Below are 21,503 nucleotides of genomic sequence, written 5' to 3' on the forward strand. Positions count from 1 at the left end.
GTACGAAAGGAAACAGGGGGAAAGTACTACATTACCATATATTTTAAATTACTTTATTTTCCTTATGTGCTTTAGAATTCGAGTCAATGAGCCGATAGAAACGTTGCTGTCTGAACCACTGGGTATGTTGTTTTACTTCCTGATAAAGAACAAACAGGACGAAAGCGAAAACGAGTCCGCGTCCGATCCATGGTAAAACGAGAAGACCGTAGTTCATCGCAGCAAATAGCTGGAGCAAGAAGCGACGCTTACTCGAATCCCGCAGATACGTGATCAGTGGAAGTTGCTGGTGCGTCTGTTTGAATAATCGCAGATGAAGGAACGGACGCTTTCGGTGAGACGGCTTCGGTAAGGCACCGTTCAATTCAAGGACGGTCGCCGATAAACTCGACTGTCGTTTCATCGACAACAGGATATCCTCCGTTAATCCGTCCTCACGCCGTGACCAGTGCCGGACATGAAGGAATCCGAGCAGCACCACACACAGTGCGACGACGAAGAGGACAGGATACGGTTGAAGCCAAAGCAGGAGCAACAGAGTGATGCGTCCTGTTGCCAGGACGAGATGACCGCTCCATTTCCGCAAGAATCGTTGTCCAGATAACCGATATGTCCAAAAGCTAAAGAACGGTTGGAGCAAAGAGAGCACGAGACTAATCAGCAGTACTGTGATACTAGATTGGTCAAACCGGATGCTATGTAACGGAAAACAGAGTAGATGTAATCCGGCAGTCATTAGAAAAATCCGCAAAAAGTGATACCGAACGGAATACCACTTCATTCGAACGATCGCTCCAGGAACCGGTTTGAAGAAGAGGCGATCTGCTGGTTCGAACCAGGCGTAAAAGGCGGGCAGGAATCCATACAGAATCCATCCGAGTAAAATCCAAGCGACCGGAACCGTTTGAACCCAGTCCGCTTGACCGTTTAAGATCTGAACCGTCTCATAGATGATGAACAGACCAACTGGAATGACGAGATACAGCAAAATCGTCCAATCAAAAATTTCTCGAAAGAAGCGACGCTGTTCCGCATGCCGTCGACGGATCCGTTGCTTCAAAAAGGTTTTAATCATGCTCGAGCACCATCGCTTCCATGATGTCGAACAAGCGAGCGCCTGGCTGACCGGAGGCTTCACCGATTTGAGCGAGTGTTCCTTGATGTTTGATGCGCCCCTGATCAATCCAGACGAAGTCGTCACACAGACGTTCCGCGGAATCAAGGACATGAGTGACGAGCAGAATCGCTACGCCACGCGTTCGTTCTAATTCGAGTAAATGCAACAACCGAATCGTCGCGACCGCGTCGAGACCAACGAACGGTTCATCGATGATCAGGCAGTCTGCGCGTTGCATCAAGGCACAGACGAGCATCACCTTCTGTTTCATTCCTTTAGAGAAAGAAGATACATAGTCACTCGTGACAGCATGCAGTTCGAACGTCTTTAAGAGTCGTTCGGTATAGGCATGATCCGTCTCGTGGAGCGAGGCGACCAGCTCAAGGTGCTCGGCGAGCGTCAAATATTCATAATAGGTTGGCTGTTCCGGAATATAGGCAAGTGAGACCGGTAAATCGATCTCTCCTTCGACCCAAGGTAGCGTACCGAACATCGCTTGAATCGTCGTACTTTTTCCCGCACCGTTTGTACCGATCAAACCGGTGATGGATCCAGGGTATAAGGTAAACGCAATCTCTTGTAAGACAGGTTGACCGACGTCATAACCGGCTTGTTGAATGGATACATGCATGTGAAACATCTCCTTTCACTACATCTACTGATAGAAGAAGAAAAATGTTTCACAGGAACAGAAGTCAGCAGAACCATAGTAAAAAATGTAACAGGTTAAAAATAACAAATGGGCTATAATGGAAATATCAATTTTAGAGGATGATCATGATGCAAACAGTCGAACGAATTTATTTCCGTGAGTCCGGTATGGGAAGAGGACAGACGTTTTGGTGGGACCGTGCAAGTCGGACGGTTCGTGCGGAAGATGAGGAAAGACGATTATTCGGATGGTGGTTTCAAGAACTAAATTTACCAGAGGAATTGAATCCGTTACTGATAGAACTGACAGAAGAGGACATCTACTTAATCGACATGTGGTCGGATCGGTTCGATGCAGAAGTTTGGCGAAACTATCCGTATCCTGAAGGCGTTATGATTTGTGACGGCACGGATTGGGAAATTCATGTGACGACAGAAAATGGTACAGAGAAACTTTCAGGATCAAATATCTATCCACCTGGATGGTGGATGATTCGAGAACTGCTATACGGTTATTATGACGCGGGGAGTAATCGAGAAGATGAAGAATGGGAGGATGAACAATGAAAAGAGCACTATTGTATCTGATTCCGTTTGCGTGGCTAGGACCTTACCTCGATTGGAAAACGGGTTCGATATTAGGGTATGCCTTATTTTTGTTTGGACTTGGTGTTCTATCATATTCACTTGCACGGAGTGGAAAACCGAAATACATCGTCATCGGCAACATGGTCTCGTTTGCGATTTCGTATGGGATCGCACTTAGTGTAGGGGAAGGATATGGAGAAGGATACTTCAAACCATTGACAGCCAGTCAACTGGTTCTTGGAGTCAGCGTCTTGAATCTGGTCGTACAAATACCAATTGTGATGAATGCGATTCAAAACAAAGTGATGAAAAAGGAGTTAGAAGGACATGACGGATGAGAGCCAGCAGTTACTTGATGTAATTCAGCGAATCCTCGAACGACAATCGCCACTCGACTTAATTGATATCTACCAGCGTGTCAGACAAACAGAGCATTTGGATTTATCACGCTTTACATCAGAAGCAGGACTCGAGGCACGCATTCGAAAATTGATTTACCTGCATGCGAATGAGTGTGAATTGTACCAGGGAGAGCAGGACCTTTTTTACAGTGAGACCGGAAAAGGAACAGGACGCTGGGGACTACGATAAAAAAACGCTACGCAACGAGTGCGTAGCGTTCAGATCACACGAGTCCTAAGATCTCGACTTCAACTAATGCACCTTTTGGTAGTTCCTTCACAGCGATACAAGACCGAGCTGGGAAGTGATTGTGCGGTGCGAAGTAATCGGAGTAAATCGTATTAAAAGAAGCGAAGTGTTCCATGCTCGTTAAGTAGCATGTCGTCTTGACGACGCGGTCAGGTGTCAGTCCTGCCTCTTTCAGGATGGCATCGACGTTTCGCATGACTTGTTCTGTCTGCTCGGTGATGCCACCTGGTACGAGTTCACCCGTTGCCGGATCAATCGGGATTTGACCGGAAGCATAGAGTGTCCCGTTCGCGATAAAGCCTTGTGAGTAAGGACCGATCGCAGCAGGGGCGTTCGTTGTGTCGATTTGTTTGAATGTAGACATGAAAAGAACCTCCTCTTATAAAATACATATGTACGACACCGAGTGATTCGACTCGGATATCCCTCAACCCTTCAAAGGAGTGAATTGATATGCCACTTTATCATAAATTAGTTCGAGACGCGATTCCAAACATCATAGACCAAAACGGGAAAAGAGCGACGTTCCGCACGTTGGACGAAAATGAATTCCTAGTGGAAGCGAAAAAGAAATTACATGAAGAACTAGCTGAATATGAGGAAGCGACGACAGACATAGATGCTGTCGAGGAATTAGCTGATTTACTGGAGCTGATTCAAGCGTTAGCGAAGACACATGGCGTGACAGTCAAGGAACTGGAAGCTGTCCGGGCGAAGAAACAGCAACAACGCGGTGGATTCGAAGAACGCCTCTACCTGATTGAGGTCGAGGATTGATCCCGGAAGCGAAGCTGACGACGCATCACTTATATGACTCACTCGTTGAGGCCATTGATCAGGCGGAGGAAGTCTATATCGTCGCAGCGTTTGCCCAGAAGTCAGGCGTCGCCTTGCTCGTTCCAGCGTTTCGTCGCGCCTTGCAACGAGGAGCCGAGATTCGGATGTTGATTGGCGACTATCTACACATCACGGATCCAGAAGCATTGGCGCAGTTGCTTGCACTTGATGGGTTATCAGTTCGCTTTTATCGGTCAGGCGGACGCTCGTTCCATCCGAAAGCATACCTGTTTCGAAACGCAGAGACTGGCTTATCAATCGTCGGGTCGTCAAACATCTCGAACAGTGCGCTTCGGTCCGGTATCGAATGGAACGTTCATCTACCACAAGCTGTCGCTCCACAGATTCTTGATGATGCGATTGATGCCTTCATGGACCTTTACCTCAGTGAATCGGCAGAAGAACTGAATCCAGTGGTCTTAGACGCTTACCGTCAAGAGTACGCGGCGCGCCAATATGTCGCGGAACCGGAAGTCGAGTATGACGAAGGAACGGTCGTCGTCGCACCAGAGATCCTGCCGCACCGGGTTCAGGAAGAAGCGCTCCATGCGTTACGGGAAACGATGGAAGAAGGACGGACACGTGCGTTGGCAGTGCTTGCGACTGGACTAGGGAAGACCTATCTCAGTGCGTTCTTTGCGGGAGATTTTACACGAGTCCTGTTCCTGGCACATCAAAAAGAATTATTACTGCAGGCCGAGCGTTCGTTTAAAAAAGTCAATCCGGCGTGGCAGACTGGTTTCTACATCGGCAGTGACCGGACCGTCACGGAGACGACAGAGATCGTCTTCGCTTCCGTCCAGACGTTGGCGCAAAAGCGTCACTTGGACCGTTTTGCAACTGATCAGTTTGATCTCATTATTGTTGACGAGTTCCATCACGCGGCAGCAACGAGTTACCGAAAAATCATTGATCATTTCACGCCTCGTTTCTTACTTGGTCTGACGGCGACACCAGACCGCATGGACGGTGCGGATGTCTATGCGATCTGTCACCATAACGTTGCTTTCCAGATGCATTTCACGGCAGCGATTGCTGAAGGATTTTTGACGCCGTTTCATTATTACGGTATTCATGACACGATCGACTATTCCCAGATTCGAAGAATTGGTCGAACGTATGATGCATCGGAACTTGAGCATCGACAACTTGATCGTGAGGTCGCGGATAATATCTATCATTCATGGGAGAAGCATCGGCAAACGAAGACGATCGGCTTTTGTTCGTCGATCAAGCAGGCGGAATATTTGGCGCAAGTATTCCGGGACAAAGGAACGACGACGTTTGCACTGACAGGGCAGACGACGAATCGTGCAAAGTACATGCAAGCATTCGAGCAAGGCGAGATTGACGTTCTCTTTACCGTCGATCTGTTCAACGAAGGTGTCGATATTCCAAAAGTCGATACACTGCTGTTCTGTCGACCGACTGAATCGATCGCCATCTATACACAACAAATCGGACGTGGCTTACGTTTAGCGCAAGATAAATCGCATTGCGTCATCATTGATTTGATCGGGAACTATCGTAACGTCGAGACGAAACTAAAACTACTCGGGACGATGAAAGAATCGTTCAAGCGAGGGGAGACAGAACCGATTATGCCACCGCCCGGCTGTGTGATTGAGTTCGATACGCGGGCACTGGAATTGATTCATCGACTCCGGCAACCAAGTCAGCGGAAGTTACGACTGATTGAACAATATGAGCAAATCAAATACGAACTCGGTCGTAGACCATCCTATGTTGAGATTGGAGAATACGCAGCTGTTCCGCAAGGCTATAAACAAGAATGGGGTTCTTACGTTGGTTTCTTGAAGGAGCATAGGGAGTTATCACACGAAGAAATCGAGGCATACGATGCAAATCGCGAATTGATCGAGCAGGTCGAAAAGACGATCATGAATCGGAGTTATAAGATGGTTGTTCTGTTAGCGATGCTTGAGCGGGGAGAAGAGCGTTGGATGGAGCCGATTACGGCCGAAGAAGTAGCACCATTCTTTTATGAGTATCTGCATGCGGAGAAGTATCGGGAATTGAAGGATGCACAAGGTAAAGTATTTGAGAATGGATACAATGAATCAAAAATAGTGACATTATTGAAGCAACAACCTTTTTCTAAAATGGGAGATTCATTTAAAACACCCAAAAACTTTGGAAGTTTATTTTTAAAGATACCTTCTAAAAAGTGTAGTATGACTGTACTAAAAAAAATACTAAATGATATTGTTAATTTAAGGATATACTTATATTTCAGTTAAAAATAGATAAAAATGGATGTGATATAATGAATTTAGATGAAATAAAATATAAAAATGGAGAGAACGAATATACTATTTTAGAAGATTGGATGAAGTTTAGTATTGAATTAGCAAATTTTATGAAAAAATCAAAAAAAAAGCTAAGCATATATATATCTGTACCTTCTAATTTACTTTTTTCATATTTTTATGTTTTAGGATCTGTAAATTTTGACTTTGATAATATTTCTAATGAAGTACTGCTAGAAGAATATTTAAACTTAAAGAAGGGGCAGCGTATTTTATATAAAGTTGGGGAGGAATGGATATCCTTCTCTGTAATTAAAGTTACAAAAATGCCTATTAATGATAAAAGAGCTATAGTAATTAAAGATCGCTCCAATTCAAAAACATACATTCCTGAAGAAAGATGGATTAAATATGTAAGGATTCAAAATAATGAAATTTTCGAATTAAAAAGGATGAGAAAGTTTAACGAAGTGAAAAATATATCCGAAAACATTAAACTAAAAAATATATATGGTAAAGAAAACTTACAATTAGCAATGATACGAAATACTCCAAATACTTATTTATTTACTAATAAGAAAGAATGGAAGAACAATCTAAATATTTTGGAGTTTAATATAAATCAAGAACATCTGTATCTTAGTGATTTATTATTTGATGGTACAACACATGATTTTAAAAATATGTCATTTATTGAAAGAAATCAGAATATAAATTTGCCTACAGAATCGGTAATTATTTTTATTGGGAGTAGTAGAACAATAAAAAAAATGGATGAATTTATGGGTAATAAACGTATTTTCATTATTAACCAACATGATTCTATTGAAAAAATTGAAGAATTGAAATTCAAAATAGAACAAGATTTTTTAATGGGAAATAGTAAAATTTATAATAAAGAAATTATTAAATACATGAAAGATAACAAGATTTTAATACCAAAGGGGGTTAAGTTATTTGCATGGTTCAGTTGTAAGAAATAATCTAAATTTAACAAATAAACTTTACTCTTCAAAAGTAGAAGTAGAATTTATAAAAATTCAGGAAGAGCAGATTGAAACCTTAATGAAAGGGTTAAGTGAATTAAAAAAAGAAATTATTATATACTACGAAAATGATTATCACTTAATAGAAGAAACTGAAAAGATTATGGGAGTTTTCAGAAAGATTTTAGGAACTGAAAAAATGTATAGTTCCTACTTAAAAGAAAATAATGAAGTAATAGTAAATTATTTTAGCTTTATGAAACAAAAGAAGTATACAGATCTATTTAAAAATAAGATAGTACCTATAATTACATCTTTGAAAATCATTAGAAAAAATGAATCTAATTCGTATATAAAAACTTTAGAAAAAATGGTAAAAGAAAAAAAATTTGATTTAGATAGTACGTACGTTTTGATTAAACATAAACTTGAAAGTGGTTTTCTGAATATTGATAAAAATTACATAAAAACAATTAATGCTAACGAATTTTTAAAGAAAGGTATTTTTGTTGAAAATATAATATTTTTAGGTACGCCTAATTATTTTGATGAAAAATTCAGTAAAGTTTTCTATGCGGAAAATATTTATTTCCTAGGATATTCTTGTTTTGAGAATAGAATAAAGCTTAAAAATACGTTTCCAGATTTAATTAATGAAAATGAGATTATAAATACTACATATGAAAATGTTACTTTTAATAATAATTTTTCTGGAGGGATTTTTGAAGGTTCGGGTAATTTAAATATCCAAAAAGATATTAGCAGCATTATTAATAATATTAGTGAAAAAAAATATAATTCTAATCATAAAAGAATAGAAACTAAATTAGTAACCGTTTCGAATGGGAATTATATATTTTTACCCTTAATACATGATGTAAATATAATAGATAGAGAAATACTTAAAGTTATTAATATAAGTGTTAATAATCTTCAAAATAAAGACTTGTTAGTTTTTCGAAATCAAAATGCGATAAAGTTAGTTCAGGAAGTTGCTGATAAAATTATTGGAGATCGTGCAAGTGAATATAGAAACAAACTTGAGAAATGGAAAAAAAGACTAAGATATAATGTTAAGAAGAAAGGTTTATCCAAGGTTTCAAGTATTTTTATTTCTAAATATAATATTTTAATCGCAAAAGAAAACAATATCAAAAACTGGATGAACGACTACTCGATCAAACCTTCCTGTTTAGAAGAACTACTATTTGCACTTAAATTTGATTCGAAAGATAGAAGTGAAATACTAAAGGCTGCTGAAATAATTGTTGGAGCACACATATCAGCTGGTAGACACATCTCTCAGTCACTGATAGAAAGTATAGATGAAAATCTAGAAAGTATAATTGATGAAAATGGATATTATATATTTAAATCAAAAGAATTTGAAGGTGCATCGTTTAACGTTGAAGAAATAAAGAGTATTTCAAGTAATAATTATTTTATCTCAGAAGAAAATATATTAAAGATTATCAAAAGAACGGAGGGATTTAATGAATAATATATTGAAAAAATCTTTAATGAATAGAGAAAGTATTATTAATGCAATAGAACAAGAAATTGTAGGACCAGGAGATATTAATAACTGCGAAAAACTGCTAAATGTTACAGAAAAAATAAACTTTAATAGCTATAATGAGTTAAATATAAATTATTATTGGAATACGGCTACGCTCAAAGAAGAAATACTTCAAAGAGAACCTCCTTCTCGTAGATATGCAGCAGGGATGTTATATCCTAAAGCAATTATGGATTCAGAATCCGAATTAGAGGAATTATTAAGTGATACAATTTATGGTATAGAAACAGAAACTATCTTAAATCAGATTGATGAAGTAGATAGAGAGGAAGTATATGATTCTTCCGAATATGTGAGTGCATTATCAGAACTTCGACAAAGAGATTCGATACCATCAAGCATGGGAATTACGTTCTGTCTATCTAAAAAAACTAACACTTTTAAGATTCAATTTGAGGGCGGAATTTATGAAAAACGTAAAATTTATAAAGATATTGAAAAAACATCAACAAAAGAAGATTGGTGGTTTCGAACATCTATATATGCATCAAAAGAAATAAAGTTATCAGATTTTACAGATAATAAAGAAGGTATTGTAAAAGTATTTGCGTTACAAGTATACGATAAAGAAAATTCCAGAATTGATAAAATTAAATTAGACGTACATATTCAACTTCGTTATAAAGAAGAGTTTAGTCTTTTAACAGTGACAATATTAAACACAACAAAAATACCTTCAAATGGTAATTTAGATGAATTTACAGTTTTTCAATCATGTTTGAAGATAATAAATGAAGATGTTGGTTTTTTGAATTATCCTAAAAATCTCCAAAGAAATTTAGAACTATCAAAAGATGAGTGGAATAATGAGCTGTTGTTTAAAAATAAAGTTAATTATGCTTTTGGTCATGGATGTTCTGTTTTTTGGAATCAACATCAAAGTAATATCGTAGAAATCAAATCAACTTTTATCCCAAGGTATGAAACCGAAAGCATGACTCCGGATATCAATTTAAATGTGAATGGAATAAACAAAAATTTAAAAATTGAAATGAAAATGTTAATGGATGTACAAAATCACGAGGAATTGTCTGATATTTTAATTCCTATGATAAAAGGATATGAAGAGTGGATCAAAACTCGTGAAAAAGAAATTCAAAGCCTAAGGGTAGAATTAAAAGAAGCGGCAATCAAAAATTTAGAATTATGCACAGAAAGCTTAAATAGAATTCAAAAAGGCTTACTATTATTAAAAAAACCAAAAGTTTTAAAAGCTTTTAAAATGGCAAATAGAGCTATTTTATTACAACAAATTAATGGTAAGACCCATCGTAATGCTTACTATAACAAAACTGAGCATGGAATAAATTTAGTTTTTGAAAAGACATTCTCAGAAGTCATTAATAAAAATAATTTAAACTCTTACGATAATAGTTGGAGAGCCTTTCAAATTGCATTTTTTTTATTGTCTATTCAATCTTTAGTTGAAAAAGAATCTTTTGATCGAGAAACCATTGATTTAATTTGGTTTCCTACAGGTGGAGGGAAAACTGAGGCTTATCTTGGAGTAGCAGCCTTTCAAATGTTTTATAGAAGATTATTAGATTCTAATGATGTCGGTGTAGATATAATGATGCGTTATACATTACGTTTACTTACAGCAGATCAATTTCAGAGAGCATCAAGGCTGATTTGTTCAATGGAATATATTAGGCGCGATTATAGTGATGAACTAGGAGATACGCCATATTCTATTGGAATTTGGGTTGGTTCATCAACGTCACCAAATAATAATAAAGAAGCTTTAAGAAAATTGAATGAAATGAGCAAATCAAAAGGATCTGATAACTTAATTGTAACAAAATGCCCATGGTGTGGTTGTCAGATAGGGAAAGTTGATATTAAAGATAAGAAAACAAGACAAAAAGATAATAAGGTAATTGGTTTTAAAAATAAAAATGATCAGCTATTAGTAGCATGTCCTGATAGTGAATGTGATTTCCATGAAGAAATACCAGTTTATTTTGTTGATGAGACTATCTATGAAAAGAAACCTACTTTTTTAATCGGAACTATAGATAAGTTCGTTCAATTATCTTGGAAACCAGATGCTCGAACCTTGTTTGGTATAAATAAACAAGGTATGCGAATTGTATCTCCACCTCAAATAATTATTCAAGATGAATTACACTTAATATCCGGTCCATTAGGTACACTAGCTGGTTTGTATGAAGTATTAATTGAAGAGCTATGTATTGATGATCGTGGTAAAGTGCCTATAAAACCTAAGATTATTTCCGCTACAGCTACAATTAAAGAATTCGAGGAACAAGCAAAGTGCCTATTTGGAAGGGAAAGTTCTAGGCTGTTTCCTAGTCCAGGAATTGATATTGATGATTCATTTTTTTCTAAAGTAGCAGTTGATGAGTTAGGCACGAACTTACCAGGAAGAAAATATATTGGAGTATTTACATCAAAAGTAAAAGTTTTAATGGCACAAGTAATGACTTATTCAGCGATTTTACAAAATGTAGAAAATTTTCAAGAGGATGAACGTGATCCCTATTGGACTTTATTATCTTTTTACAATAGTTTAAGAGATTTAGGAGCTGGATTAAGTTTATTTAATAGTGATATTCCAACTTATATAGATTCAGTTTTTAAAAGGGAAAGATTAAAAAGTAAAAGATTTTTAAATACACCATTAGAATTGACTTCACGAAAGCAAAGTAACGAAATTTCTAAAACAATCGATGACCTAAATATTTCTTATGATACTAAAGATAATAAAAATAGAACTAAGGCATTAACTTCATGTTTAGCATCTAATATTATTGAAGTTGGTATTGATATTGATAGGTTATCTCTAATGGGGATTGTCGGACAACCCAAACAGACTGCTCAATATATTCAAGTGAGTGGTCGAGTAGGAAGAAAGCCACAGGAAAGACCCGGATTGATTGTAACTGTGTACTCTAATCAAAATTCTCGCGATAAGTCTCATTTTGAGCACTTTAATGAGTATCATCAAAGACTTTATGCCCAAGTTGAAACAACAAGCTTAACGCCATTTTCTACCTCTTCTTTAGAGCGTGGATTAACTGCTGTAATAATTGGATTTATACGTCAAAGAATAGATATGCAGGTATCAACATACCCAACAAATGAAAATATAAAAAAGGTTATAAATGACGAAATATTTAAGAGTTTTCAAAAGAGATTTAATGATCGTATAAAGTTAATAGATCCTACTCAATTAAGTATATTTAGAAATAATTTCAAAATTTTTATTGATAGACTATTACAAAACAGATACGAGAGTTGGATGGTTTCTGATACGTCAAGAGGATTAATGTATCAAGCAGGAAATTTAATTGATGGAGAAAAATATTATGAAAGTATCCCGGTGATTAATTCTTTAAGAAGTGTTGATGCTGAAAGTAGAGGATCAATTGTTTTATTTAAAGAAGAAGATGAGTTTACTTGGGAGGACGATGAATAAATGAGACAATTACCGATGAGGCGTTCTAAGTTGGTTGGAACAGAAGGTCCTGGATCGTTAGTTATAAGTCCAGAAGGAGAAACTGCAGTTGTTGGGGCCTTAGATCTTTGGTTTAGAGATTATAAAGGTATTCGTTCAAAAAGTATTGAAGAATTTGAGGTACATGAACCTCGTTTAAAAGCAATATTAAAAGTAGATAAGTTTTATAAACCTCCAGAATTTAGAAAGAGTGGTATAGATAGTATAGATAGCATTCCTAATAGTAATTTAGTGATACCGTTGATGCGCTTTCCTAGATGGCATTTTTGTAGTTCATGTATGTCTCTCAAGAAATTAGAGCTAGATCAAACCTCGGTATATCTAGATTGCTCAATTTGTATGACTAAAAAATACTTCAAACAAGTTCCTTTTGTAGTTATTTGTGAACAAGGTCATTTATCTGATTTTCCTTGGAATAAGTGGGTCCATAAAAATCAAAATTCTGAGTGTAGGGGTAATTTGAGAATTCGTATGATTGGTGGTACTACACTTGAATCTTGGAGAGTAGAATGTGATGAATGTGGCATTAATCGAAAATTAAAAGGAATCACTTCAAGCAACGAAGAGACTAAAACAAGTTTTCTTGGAGATAACTTGAATAAAAAATCTCTTGAAAAATATACTTGTGAAGGAGAACGACCGTGGTGTGGCGATGAGAGAGACGAATGCTTTGCAGCACCAGTTGCAGTTTTAAGAAATTCGATTAGCGTGTATATGTCTAAAAATGTCAGTTCTCTTGCAATTCCCGGAGATTATAATGAAAATATCGATCTTGTTATATCGAAAATTCAATCTCCAAATAAAAATTTATTAAGAACAATGTTACTTTCTTATAATAGCAAACAAATAAAGGAGAAGATTAATTGCGTTAGACAACATCTTAGATTTGATATTAACCAAAATATTTTAGACCAAGAAATTGAGGATGCATTAATGTATCTAGAATCTGGAGACGATTATAAATTTACTGAAGAGGAGATGGAGAATCCTGAAAGATTAATAAAACAGAAGGAATTTGAAAAGCTTATATCAAGAGTAAATTCTCAAGAACTTAAAGTTGAACCTGAGTGGATTTACGAAAAAGATAAAAATTATGAAAATCATTATTACAAATCCTATCTAGAAAGAATATCTAGAGTAGTAAGGTTAAAAGAAACAACGGCTTTATACGGATTCGATCGAAAAAATTACAATATTGATACTGAATTTAGTAAATATTATCCCTTACTTTATAAAAATTATGATGATTGTAAAGAACGTTGGCTACCCGTAAGTGAAGTGTATGGGGAAGGGATATTTTTGCAATTGAATGTTGAGAAAGTTGACCAATGGGAAAATTCTGTTCCTGTAAAAGAATATTTTCAGAAATATTTAGATCGAGTAAATCATATTGAAAAGCAAAATCTTATTGAGTTAAATCCAAGAAATATTATGTTGCACACTTTGTCACACTTCTTGATTGATGAATTTGCAAATAAATGTGGTTATAACCGTTCATCTATTAAAGAACGATTGTATTTAGAAAATAATCAAATAGGAGTCCTACTTTATATATCTGATGGGGATTCGGAAGGTACATTAGGCGGACTTGTAAGATTAGGAATAGAGGATAAGTTTTTCTCCATATTAGACAAAGCAAAAAATAATGCTGAATGGTGTAGTTCTGATCCAGTATGTACCGAAATTGGACAAACACAAGGACAAGGTGTAAATAGATTAAATGGTTCTTCTTGTTACAACTGTTCTTATATTCCTGAAACTTCATGTGAAATTTGGAATTTATATTTAGACAGAAGTTTACTGATAGATGAAAAAATAGGATACTTTAAATTTTAATCAGAAAACCGAGTATTTAATAAAGACAGAAAAATTAATTCACTACCTACCTTAAAAAACGTTTTTAAATTAGTAAAAAGTACATACTTGTAATCAATTTGATTGTACATTCAACCTCCTTAGAAAGTAACTAAGTAAAAGGACGTTTTCTATTATGAACTGCCCTATAAAAGTTGGACATAAAACTCTAACTTTTGTGGGGTGTTTTTTATGGTCAAACATACGAAGACATTTACGATCAAGGGCGCTGAACGTTACCTGACGGGCGAAGACAAGTATACGGAGGTGAAGGAAGCCATTCATACCCTATTCCACGAATACTAGGGACGATGTGGCTATCGTCGCATCCACGCACTTCTCGAACGCCAGGGCTTCCGGCACGATCCTAAAACTAAACGAGCTCGGTCTCAAATGTCTCGTCAGCATGAAGCGATACCGCTCCTATAAAAGAAGGATCGGAGAGATCGCACCGAATCTTCTTCGACGTGACTTCATGGCCACTGGTCTGAACTATAAATGGGTGACTGACGTCACTGAGTTTCGCCTGTTCGGGGAGATGCTCAATGATGGACGTGGGAAATTGTGAGATTATTGCCTATACCATATTGGACTGCCCTACATATTGATTCGTTGGCAAAATGTTGGACCAGGCAATCGGGAAGCTCGACGGAAAAGCCCAACCGATTCTGCATTCCGACCGAGATTGGCATTATGAGTATCGAGCGTTCGTCGGTACGTTCCACGAGAACGGTATTACGCAAAACATGTACCGTAAGAGCAACTGCTTCGACAACGCAGCCATCGAAAGCTTCTTCGCCGTGCTCAAGTCAGAGCTCTTGTACCTCAATGAGTTCAATGACATGGACGACTTCAAATGTGAGCTCAAGCGTTACATTGAGTACTATAACCATCGTCGTATCAAGAGACGACTAAAAAACCTGAGCCCGGTGGAATACTGGACTCAGGTCCTCAAGGTTGCCTGAAAAATTATTTATTATCTAATTTTTTTTGGTTCAGTTCATTACGAAATCGCCTTTTACTTAACATATAAAATCTGTTGTTACACCGACACTTCACTCACTACATGATTGACTTGCCACTGGACACCAAACGCATCTTCGACGATTCCGTATGCTTCACTCCAGAATGTCTTTTGGATCGGCATGATGACGTTACCGTCTTTTGCGAGTTGATCAAATGTCTTCTGTAACACATCCACGTCAGATAAGTGGAGCGCCAAGGTAACATTCTGACCGATCGTGACCGGATCATGTGGCATTGCGTCTGAGAACATTAAGCGGGTACCATGAACGATCAGTTCAGCATGTAGAACAAGCGACTGCATCTCTTCTGGGTAGGGCTGACCGTCAGGACCGGGACCTGGTCCGAACTCCATGATGTCCGGTAGTTCTTGACCGAAAACGTGTGCATAGAACGTGATTGCCTCGCGCGTGTTGCCGTTGAAGACAAGATACGGATTGATTGGCATGGGAAAGCTCCTCTCTAAAAAAGGCGAAGTGTGTTTTTTTAAGTATACCAAACATTTGTTCGTATTAAAAGAAAAATCGATTTCTTTTTGTATTGAATCCAGTATAAATGATAACGTTTTCAATTTATCTGATTTTTCATTAAAAAATAGGTTGCAACTTCCAGAGAGACTTCGTATACTAAATTTATCGAAAGCGCTTTCGGTGAAATGGAGTGAGTAGCATGGGAACAATTTATGATTTAGCGAAGATGACCGGTTTTTCGATTACAACGGTCTCAAAAGCCTTAAATAATTATTCGGATGTCAGCGAAAAGACGAAAGCAAAAATCGTCCAGGCAGCAGCCGAGATGGGATACTTACCGAACGCGCACGCCCAGTCGCTCTCGACGAAACGTTCGTGGACGATCGGTGTCATGTTCTCGGAAGCACATGGCGTCGGAATGATGCATCCGTTCTTCAACGCGATCATTGAGAGTTTCCGAAAAGCAACAGAACAACAAGGGTATGACCTCATCTTCGCATCGCGGAACTTACGCAATCGCGATATGAGTTACCTCGAGCATTTCCGGCACCGAGCAGTCGACGGCATTGTCGTCATCTGTTCCGATCAGATGGACCAGCACGTCCAGGAGTTGATTCAAAGTACGATTCCAATCGTCGTCGTCGACATGGACAGTGCCGATTGTAGTGTCGTCTACTCGGATAACATCACCGGTGGCACGCTCGCCGTCAATCATTTGCACGAACTCGGTCATCGGTTGATCGCCCACATTGCGGGAGATACGTCGACAGATGCGGGAAGAGCGCGGATTGAAGGCTATCAGCAAGCGATGGAACAACTTGATTTACCGATTCTGGACGGTTATCTCGTTAACGGGGGATTCTTTTCCGGGGAAGAAGGCAAGCGGGCAATGAACGAGTTGCTGGCACTACCTGAACGACCGACAGCAGTCTTTGTTGCTGGGGATGAAATGGCAATCGGTGCGATTGAGGCGATTCATGAAGCCGGGTTACGGATTCCGGAAGACATCTCAGTCGTTGGGTACGATGATATCTACATGTCGCAGTACATCACACCGAAACTGACGACAGTCCGGCAAGATACGGAAACGATCGGTCAGCAAGCAGCATCAGTCTTGATTGAACAAATCGTCAATAAAAAACGGGTCACGACACGTGATGTCATCCCGGTTAACTTGATGGTTCGTCAATCGACAGGTCCAGTACTTGAATAACACAATGGTTGTTTCGGAATCGCTCTCGCTCGTTGTCAGTGAGGAAAAGCGAGAGCGATTTCGAAATCATTTTTTATCACTTTTTCCGAAAGGGCTTTCGGGAATTTTCTTTAAAGCCTTTTCGAAAGCGCTTTCGATATTTTTGAATAACAAATTGAAACCGCTTACCTATGAGCGGAATACTTAACAAAAGGATGAGATGAGATGAAGAAGCAATTAGTTAGCGTGTTAACAGTCGGTGCGTTAACAGCAAGTGTCCTTGCTGGATGTTCAGGGAGCAGCGAAGAAAAGACGAGCGGCGGCAAAGACGTCCTAAAAATCTGGTCGTTCACGGATGAGTTAAAAGAGCCTATCAAAAAGTTCGAAGAGAAAAACGGTGTCAAAGTCGAATTGACGATCGTACCGATCGCTGACTACCCGACGAAATTGAAACCAGCCCTTGAAAGTGGCGTCGGAGCACCGGATATCTTCACAGGCGAGATCGCGTTCCTCAAACAATGGGTTGATGCCGGCTACTGGGCGAACCTCTCTGAAAAACCGTTTAACGCAGACGAAGTCAAAGATGACTATATCCCGTACGTCTATGACATGGGAAAAGATAAAGACGGCAACGTGCGTGCGCTGTCATGGCAAACGACACCAGGTGGCGTCTACTACAAACGCAGCATCGCGAAAAAAGTCCTCGGTACAGATGATCCAAAAGAAATCGGTGGCATGATGGACTCGATGGACGGCGTCTTCGAAGTCGCTGAAAAAATGAAGAGCAAAGGCTACAAGATGTTCCCGGATGAAGGATCGATCCGTTGGTTCGCACAAGGAAACGACCCACAACCTTGGGTCAACGATAAGCAAGAGCTCGTCTTGACGCAAGACAAGAAAGATTACATGGATTACGCAAAAGAGCTTCGGACGAAACAATACACAGCACTTGCACCAGAATGGTCACCATCATGGTTCGCAGGCATGGATAAACCGGTCAAAGTTAAAGAAAACGGTAAAGAGACGGAAACAGAAGTCTTCTCTTACGTTCTCCCGACATGGGGTCTTCACAGTGTCCTCAAAGAAAACGCGAAAAAATCAGCGGGTGACTGGGCGGTCACAAGCGGACCGAGCCCATACTTCTGGGGCGGTACATGGTTAGGTGTCTACAAAGATTCGAAGAAACAAAAGCTTGCGTATGATTTCGTCAAGATGATGACACAAGACGAAGCGTTCTTAACAGATTGGGCAAAAGAAACAGGTGACGTGTTAGCGTACAAACCAGTTACTGAAAAAATCAAGACCGACTTCAAAGATGAGTTCCTCGGCGGACAGAACAACTATGAGTTCTTCCTTGATCAAGCAGATAAGATCACACCAGGGATCGTCACGAAATATGACCAACAGCTCGATACATTGTACGGTGCATCGGTCATGGAATACGTCCAAGGTAAAAAATCAAAAGACGAAGCACTTGCTGAGTTCTATAAAAAAGTCAAAAACGCGTATCCGGACGTAAAAGTACCGGAATAAGGAGAGTAGGTGGGGCGATCCTCGCCTCACCTCTTCTTGTTTAAGAAAGGGGTTTGACCTGTGAAAAAACTCGATCGCCATGGGTATCTGTTCATCGCACCGTTTTGGATCGTCTTCTTGATCTTCAGTATCTATCCGGTTGCCTTGACTTTCTATTACAGCTTCACGAACTACACGGGCGCTGAAGGCGAACAACTCGTCGGACTCGCGAACTATACGCGGTTACTCGGGGATACGTACTTCATCGAAGCGTTCTTTAACACGCTGAAGATTTGGGGTCTTAACTTCATCCTTCAGATTGGCGGCGCGTTATTACTCGCCTTATTGTTCTCGGATCTCCAATTGAAATTAAAAGGGCTTGCCTTCTTCCGGGCGACGTTCTACTTACCGAACTTGATCACGATCAGCTCGGTCGCCTTATTGTTCGGTATCTTGCTCGACTGGCAGCATGGTTCACTGAACATGATGTTGATGAAAATCGGAATCATCTCGGAGCCGATCAACTGGTTGACGCAACCGGTGACGGCACAAATTTCCGTCTCGCTCATCCTGACATGGATGTGGCTCGGGCACTCGTTCATCGTTGTCATGGCAGGCGTATCTGGGATCTCGAAGGATTACTTCGAAGCAGCCTTGATTGACGGAGCGACACGTTGGCAAATCTTCTCACGCATTACATTGCCACTCTTAAAACCGATTTTGCTCTACATCATGATCACGTCGTTGATCGGTGGTCTGCAATTGTTCGACCTGCCGATGTTGATCACGGATGGTGTCGGTGCGCCAGATGGTGCCTTGAACACGATGGTGCTCTATCTCTATAACCAAGCTTTCAAATACAACAACTATGGCTACGCCGCTGCTGTCGCATACGGACTGTTTGCCATCACGCTCGTCTTTTCAATCATCGTCTTCAAAGGGATGTTCCGAAAAGAACGTTCACCGAAAGGAGCCTGACCGATGGAACGAAATGCAGAAGCACGTCGGATCGTGCCACAAACGGAGGAACAACCGGAGCGTTCCGAACGCCCGCTCAAGTTGACGCCACCACCGAAACAAAAGAAATCCTGGTTCGGTAAAAGTGTCATCTATATTGGTCTCGTCGTCTTGACGATCGCCTGTATCATCCCGTTTTTGATGATGATCATCAACGCGACGCGCTCGAACGAAGAAGTCTTGTCCGGGTTCTCGTTGATTCCGGGGAACTCGCTTGCTGAGAACTACGCCGCACTCAGTTCGTACGTCAACATCTGGTCCGGTTTCAAGAACAGCTTGATCATCGCCGTTCTCGTTACCGTCCTATCAGGGTATTTCTCAGCGTTGACAGCATTCGGATTCGCATTCTATCAGTTCAAAGGGAAGAATGCGATGTTCGTCTTCATGCTCGTCATGATGATGGTTCCGGGTCAACTCGGTTTGATCGGGTTCTATGAACTAAGTAAGAATCTCGGCTTGCTTGATAGCTATATCCCATTGATTGTTCCGGCGATCGCGAGTCCGTTCACGGTCTTCTTCGTCCGACAGTATGTTCAGACGGTCTTGCACCCGAGTTTGATCGAGGCAGCACGGATGGACGGAGCGAGTGAGTTCCGGATCTTCCATACGATTGCTTTGCCGATGATGATGCCAGCGATCGCGACGATGTCGATCTTTACATTCATCGGTTCATGGAACAACTACATCATGCCGCTCGTCTTACTCTTCTCCCCAGAGAAGTATACGTTACCGGTCTTGATGGGCTTCTTGAAAGGGTCGCAAGTCGCAGAGAATTTAGGCTCGCTCTATCTCGGGATCGCGATTTCCGTCGTACCGATCATGATCGCCTTCTTGTTCCTTTCAAAATATATCGTCAGCAGTATCTCGGCAGGTGCCGTTAAAGAATAAGTAGCTTAAAGGAGATTACACATATGAAATTTGCACCGAACTTCGTATTCGGAACGGCGACGTCGTCGTATCAGATCGAAGGAGCCCACAACGAAGGCGGACGTACGCCTTCGATCTGGGATGCCTTCTGTGAGGAGGACGGAAAAGTCTTCGAAAAACATAACGGGGATGTCGCTTGTGACCATTACCACCGTTATGAAGAAGACATTCAGCACATTAAACGTCTTGGCGTCGACACGTACCGCTTCTCGATTGCCTGGCCACGGATCTTCCCACAAAAAGGGGTCTACAATCCGGAAGGCATGGCGTTCTATAAGAAACTCGCGACACGTCTGCGGGCAGAAGGCATCAAGCCAGCCGTGACGCTGTACCACTGGGACTTACCACTTTGGGCACATGAAGAAGGCGGCTGGGTCAACCGAGCATCGGTCGACTGGTTCCTCGACTTCGCCCGCGCGTGTTTCACGGAGCTCGACGGGATCGTCGACTCGTGGATCACACACAATGAACCGTGGTGTGCCGGGTTCCTCAGCTACCATCTCGGACAACATGCACCAGGTCATACGGACATGAATGAAGCCGTTCGTGCCGTGCACCACTTGTTGTTATCGCACGGAAAAGCAGTCGAACTGTTGAAGGGTGAATTCAAATCGGTCACACCGATCGGTATCACGTTGAACTTGGCACCGAAGTATGCGAAGACGGATTCCGTCAACGATCAGCTGGCCATGAACAATGCAGACGGATACGCGAATCGGTGGTTCCTCGACCCAGTCTTCAAAGGTCAGTATCCGGTCGATATGATGAACCTGTTCTCGAAATACGTCCATTCGTACGCATTCATCGAGGAAGGCGACATGGAGACGATCTCCGTCCCGTGTGATTTCTTCGGTATCAACTTCTATAGCCGCAACCTCGTCGAGTTCAGTGCTGCGAACGATTTCCTGCAGAAGGATGCGTACTCGGATTATGACAAAACAGGCATGGGCTGGGATATCGCCCCGAGCGAATTCAAGGACTTGATTCGTCGCTTGCGCGCCGAGTATACGGATTTACCGATCTATATCACAGAAAACGGTGCGGCATTCGACGATGAATTAGTCGATGGTCGCGTCGCTGACCAGAACCGGATCGATTACGTCGCACAACACTTGCAAGCCGTGTCTGATTTAAACGAAGAAGGGATGAACATCCAAGGCTATTATCTTTGGTCACTGCTCGACAACTTCGAGTGGAGCTTCGGCTACGATAAGCGCTTCGGGATTCTCTACGTCGATTTCGAGACACAGGAACGGATTTGGAAAGACAGCGCTCACTGGTATGCGGGCGTCATCGAGCAGCATAAGGCAACGATTCCGCAAGAAGCGTGACAAAGGAGGCAAGGTCG

The 21,503-nt window shown here is 40.4% G+C and carries 20 protein-coding genes; 16 read left to right on the top strand and 4 right to left on the bottom strand.

The genetic code is table 11. The features are described from left to right. Nucleotides 1–43 precede the first annotated feature (43 nt). Both KNQ11_RS12405 and KNQ11_RS12410 read right to left on the bottom strand, forming a co-directional pair. Nucleotides 44–1,075, bottom strand: coding sequence for an ABC transporter permease (locus KNQ11_RS12405; RefSeq protein ID WP_214772063.1), 1,032 nt, complete (start codon nucleotides 1,073–1,075; stop codon nucleotides 44–46). Further along, complete coding sequence (locus KNQ11_RS12410) at nucleotides 1,068–1,748, bottom strand: ABC transporter ATP-binding protein (protein ID WP_214772065.1); 681 nt, start codon at nucleotides 1,746–1,748, stop codon at nucleotides 1,068–1,070. The genes KNQ11_RS12405 and KNQ11_RS12410 overlap by 8 nt, the downstream gene beginning before the upstream one ends. 146 nt (nucleotides 1,749–1,894) lie before the next feature. On the opposite strand from KNQ11_RS12410, the gene KNQ11_RS12415 reads away from it, so the two are divergent. From KNQ11_RS12415 to KNQ11_RS12425, 3 genes are read left to right on the top strand one after another with little or no spacing between them, the layout of a single operon-like run. Further along, nucleotides 1,895–2,335: a hypothetical protein gene (locus KNQ11_RS12415; RefSeq protein ID WP_133208284.1), complete on the top strand. Its 441-nt coding sequence runs from the start codon at nucleotides 1,895–1,897 to the stop codon at nucleotides 2,333–2,335. Then, the gene (locus tag KNQ11_RS12420) at nucleotides 2,332–2,694 is read left to right on the top strand and encodes a hypothetical protein (RefSeq protein WP_214772067.1); all 363 of its coding nucleotides are present in this window, start codon (nucleotides 2,332–2,334) and stop codon (nucleotides 2,692–2,694) included. The genes KNQ11_RS12415 and KNQ11_RS12420 overlap by 4 nt, the downstream gene beginning before the upstream one ends. Beyond that, the gene (locus KNQ11_RS12425) at nucleotides 2,684–2,947 is read left to right on the top strand and encodes a hypothetical protein (RefSeq protein WP_214772068.1); all 264 of its coding nucleotides are present in this window, start codon (nucleotides 2,684–2,686) and stop codon (nucleotides 2,945–2,947) included. Before KNQ11_RS12420 ends, KNQ11_RS12425 begins: the two co-directional genes overlap by 11 nt. Before the next feature lie 34 nt (nucleotides 2,948–2,981). On the opposite strand, the gene KNQ11_RS12430 is transcribed toward KNQ11_RS12425, so the two are convergent. Beyond that, entirely contained in the window at nucleotides 2,982–3,371 is a 390-nt protein-coding gene (locus tag KNQ11_RS12430) for a RidA family protein (protein ID WP_047391772.1), read from the bottom strand. A gap of 89 nt (nucleotides 3,372–3,460) precedes the next feature. Between KNQ11_RS12430 and KNQ11_RS12435 the strand changes: the two genes are divergently transcribed. The 8 genes from KNQ11_RS12435 (at nucleotide 3,461) to KNQ11_RS12470 (ending at nucleotide 14,979) form a co-directional block, all read left to right on the top strand. After that, a complete protein-coding gene (locus tag KNQ11_RS12435; protein ID WP_214772070.1) occupies nucleotides 3,461–3,784 on the top strand; it encodes a nucleoside triphosphate pyrophosphohydrolase in 324 nt (107 codons plus the stop codon). Next, complete coding sequence (locus tag KNQ11_RS12440) at nucleotides 3,781–6,105, top strand: DEAD/DEAH box helicase family protein (protein WP_214772072.1); 2,325 nt, start codon at nucleotides 3,781–3,783, stop codon at nucleotides 6,103–6,105. The genes KNQ11_RS12435 and KNQ11_RS12440 overlap by 4 nt, the downstream gene beginning before the upstream one ends. A gap of 26 nt (nucleotides 6,106–6,131) precedes the next feature. Continuing rightward, the gene (locus KNQ11_RS12445) at nucleotides 6,132–7,097 is read left to right on the top strand and encodes a hypothetical protein (protein WP_214772074.1); all 966 of its coding nucleotides are present in this window, start codon (nucleotides 6,132–6,134) and stop codon (nucleotides 7,095–7,097) included. Continuing rightward, nucleotides 7,072–8,601, top strand: a complete 1,530-nt coding sequence (locus tag KNQ11_RS12450) for a hypothetical protein (RefSeq protein WP_214772076.1) — start codon at nucleotides 7,072–7,074, stop codon at nucleotides 8,599–8,601. Before KNQ11_RS12445 ends, KNQ11_RS12450 begins: the two co-directional genes overlap by 26 nt. Then, entirely contained in the window at nucleotides 8,594–12,121 is a 3,528-nt protein-coding gene (locus KNQ11_RS12455; protein WP_214772078.1) for a helicase-related protein, read from the top strand. The genes KNQ11_RS12450 and KNQ11_RS12455 overlap by 8 nt, the downstream gene beginning before the upstream one ends. Then, entirely contained in the window at nucleotides 12,122–13,996 is a 1,875-nt protein-coding gene (drmB, locus tag KNQ11_RS12460) for a DUF1998 domain-containing protein (protein WP_214772080.1), read from the top strand. 331 nt (nucleotides 13,997–14,327) lie between these two features. Further along, nucleotides 14,328–14,582, top strand: coding sequence for a hypothetical protein (locus tag KNQ11_RS12465; RefSeq protein ID WP_214772082.1), 255 nt, complete (start codon nucleotides 14,328–14,330; stop codon nucleotides 14,580–14,582). Nucleotides 14,583–14,634: 52 nt separating this feature from the next. Beyond that, complete coding sequence (locus KNQ11_RS12470; RefSeq protein ID WP_214772089.1) at nucleotides 14,635–14,979, top strand: IS3 family transposase; 345 nt, start codon at nucleotides 14,635–14,637, stop codon at nucleotides 14,977–14,979. A 77-nt stretch (nucleotides 14,980–15,056) separates the two neighbouring features. Here KNQ11_RS12470 and KNQ11_RS12475 read toward each other — a convergent pair whose 3' ends face one another. Continuing rightward, nucleotides 15,057–15,485 (bottom strand): VOC family protein, encoded by a 429-nt coding sequence (locus KNQ11_RS12475; RefSeq protein WP_214772092.1) that lies wholly within the window; start codon nucleotides 15,483–15,485, stop codon nucleotides 15,057–15,059. A gap of 221 nt (nucleotides 15,486–15,706) precedes the next feature. Between KNQ11_RS12475 and KNQ11_RS12480 the strand changes: the two genes are divergently transcribed. From KNQ11_RS12480 to KNQ11_RS12500, 5 genes are all read left to right on the top strand, one after another. Further along, complete coding sequence (locus KNQ11_RS12480; protein WP_214772094.1) at nucleotides 15,707–16,720, top strand: LacI family DNA-binding transcriptional regulator; 1,014 nt, start codon at nucleotides 15,707–15,709, stop codon at nucleotides 16,718–16,720. A 204-nt stretch (nucleotides 16,721–16,924) separates the two neighbouring features. Continuing rightward, entirely contained in the window at nucleotides 16,925–18,232 is a 1,308-nt protein-coding gene (locus KNQ11_RS12485; RefSeq protein ID WP_058703541.1) for an ABC transporter substrate-binding protein, read from the top strand. A gap of 60 nt (nucleotides 18,233–18,292) precedes the next feature. Beyond that, nucleotides 18,293–19,189: a carbohydrate ABC transporter permease gene (locus KNQ11_RS12490; protein WP_023466912.1), complete on the top strand. Its 897-nt coding sequence runs from the start codon at nucleotides 18,293–18,295 to the stop codon at nucleotides 19,187–19,189. A 3-nt stretch (nucleotides 19,190–19,192) separates the two neighbouring features. Then, complete coding sequence (locus KNQ11_RS12495; RefSeq protein ID WP_214772096.1) at nucleotides 19,193–20,116, top strand: carbohydrate ABC transporter permease; 924 nt, start codon at nucleotides 19,193–19,195, stop codon at nucleotides 20,114–20,116. 23 nt (nucleotides 20,117–20,139) lie between these two features. Beyond that, nucleotides 20,140–21,486, top strand: a complete 1,347-nt coding sequence (locus KNQ11_RS12500) for a GH1 family beta-glucosidase (protein WP_214772098.1) — start codon at nucleotides 20,140–20,142, stop codon at nucleotides 21,484–21,486. The last annotated feature ends 17 nt before the right edge of the window (nucleotides 21,487–21,503 follow it).

This window comes from Exiguobacterium sp. s39, from assembly GCF_018618925.1.
GTDB lineage: Bacteria > Bacillota > Bacilli > Exiguobacteriales > Exiguobacteriaceae > Exiguobacterium_A > Exiguobacterium_A abrahamii.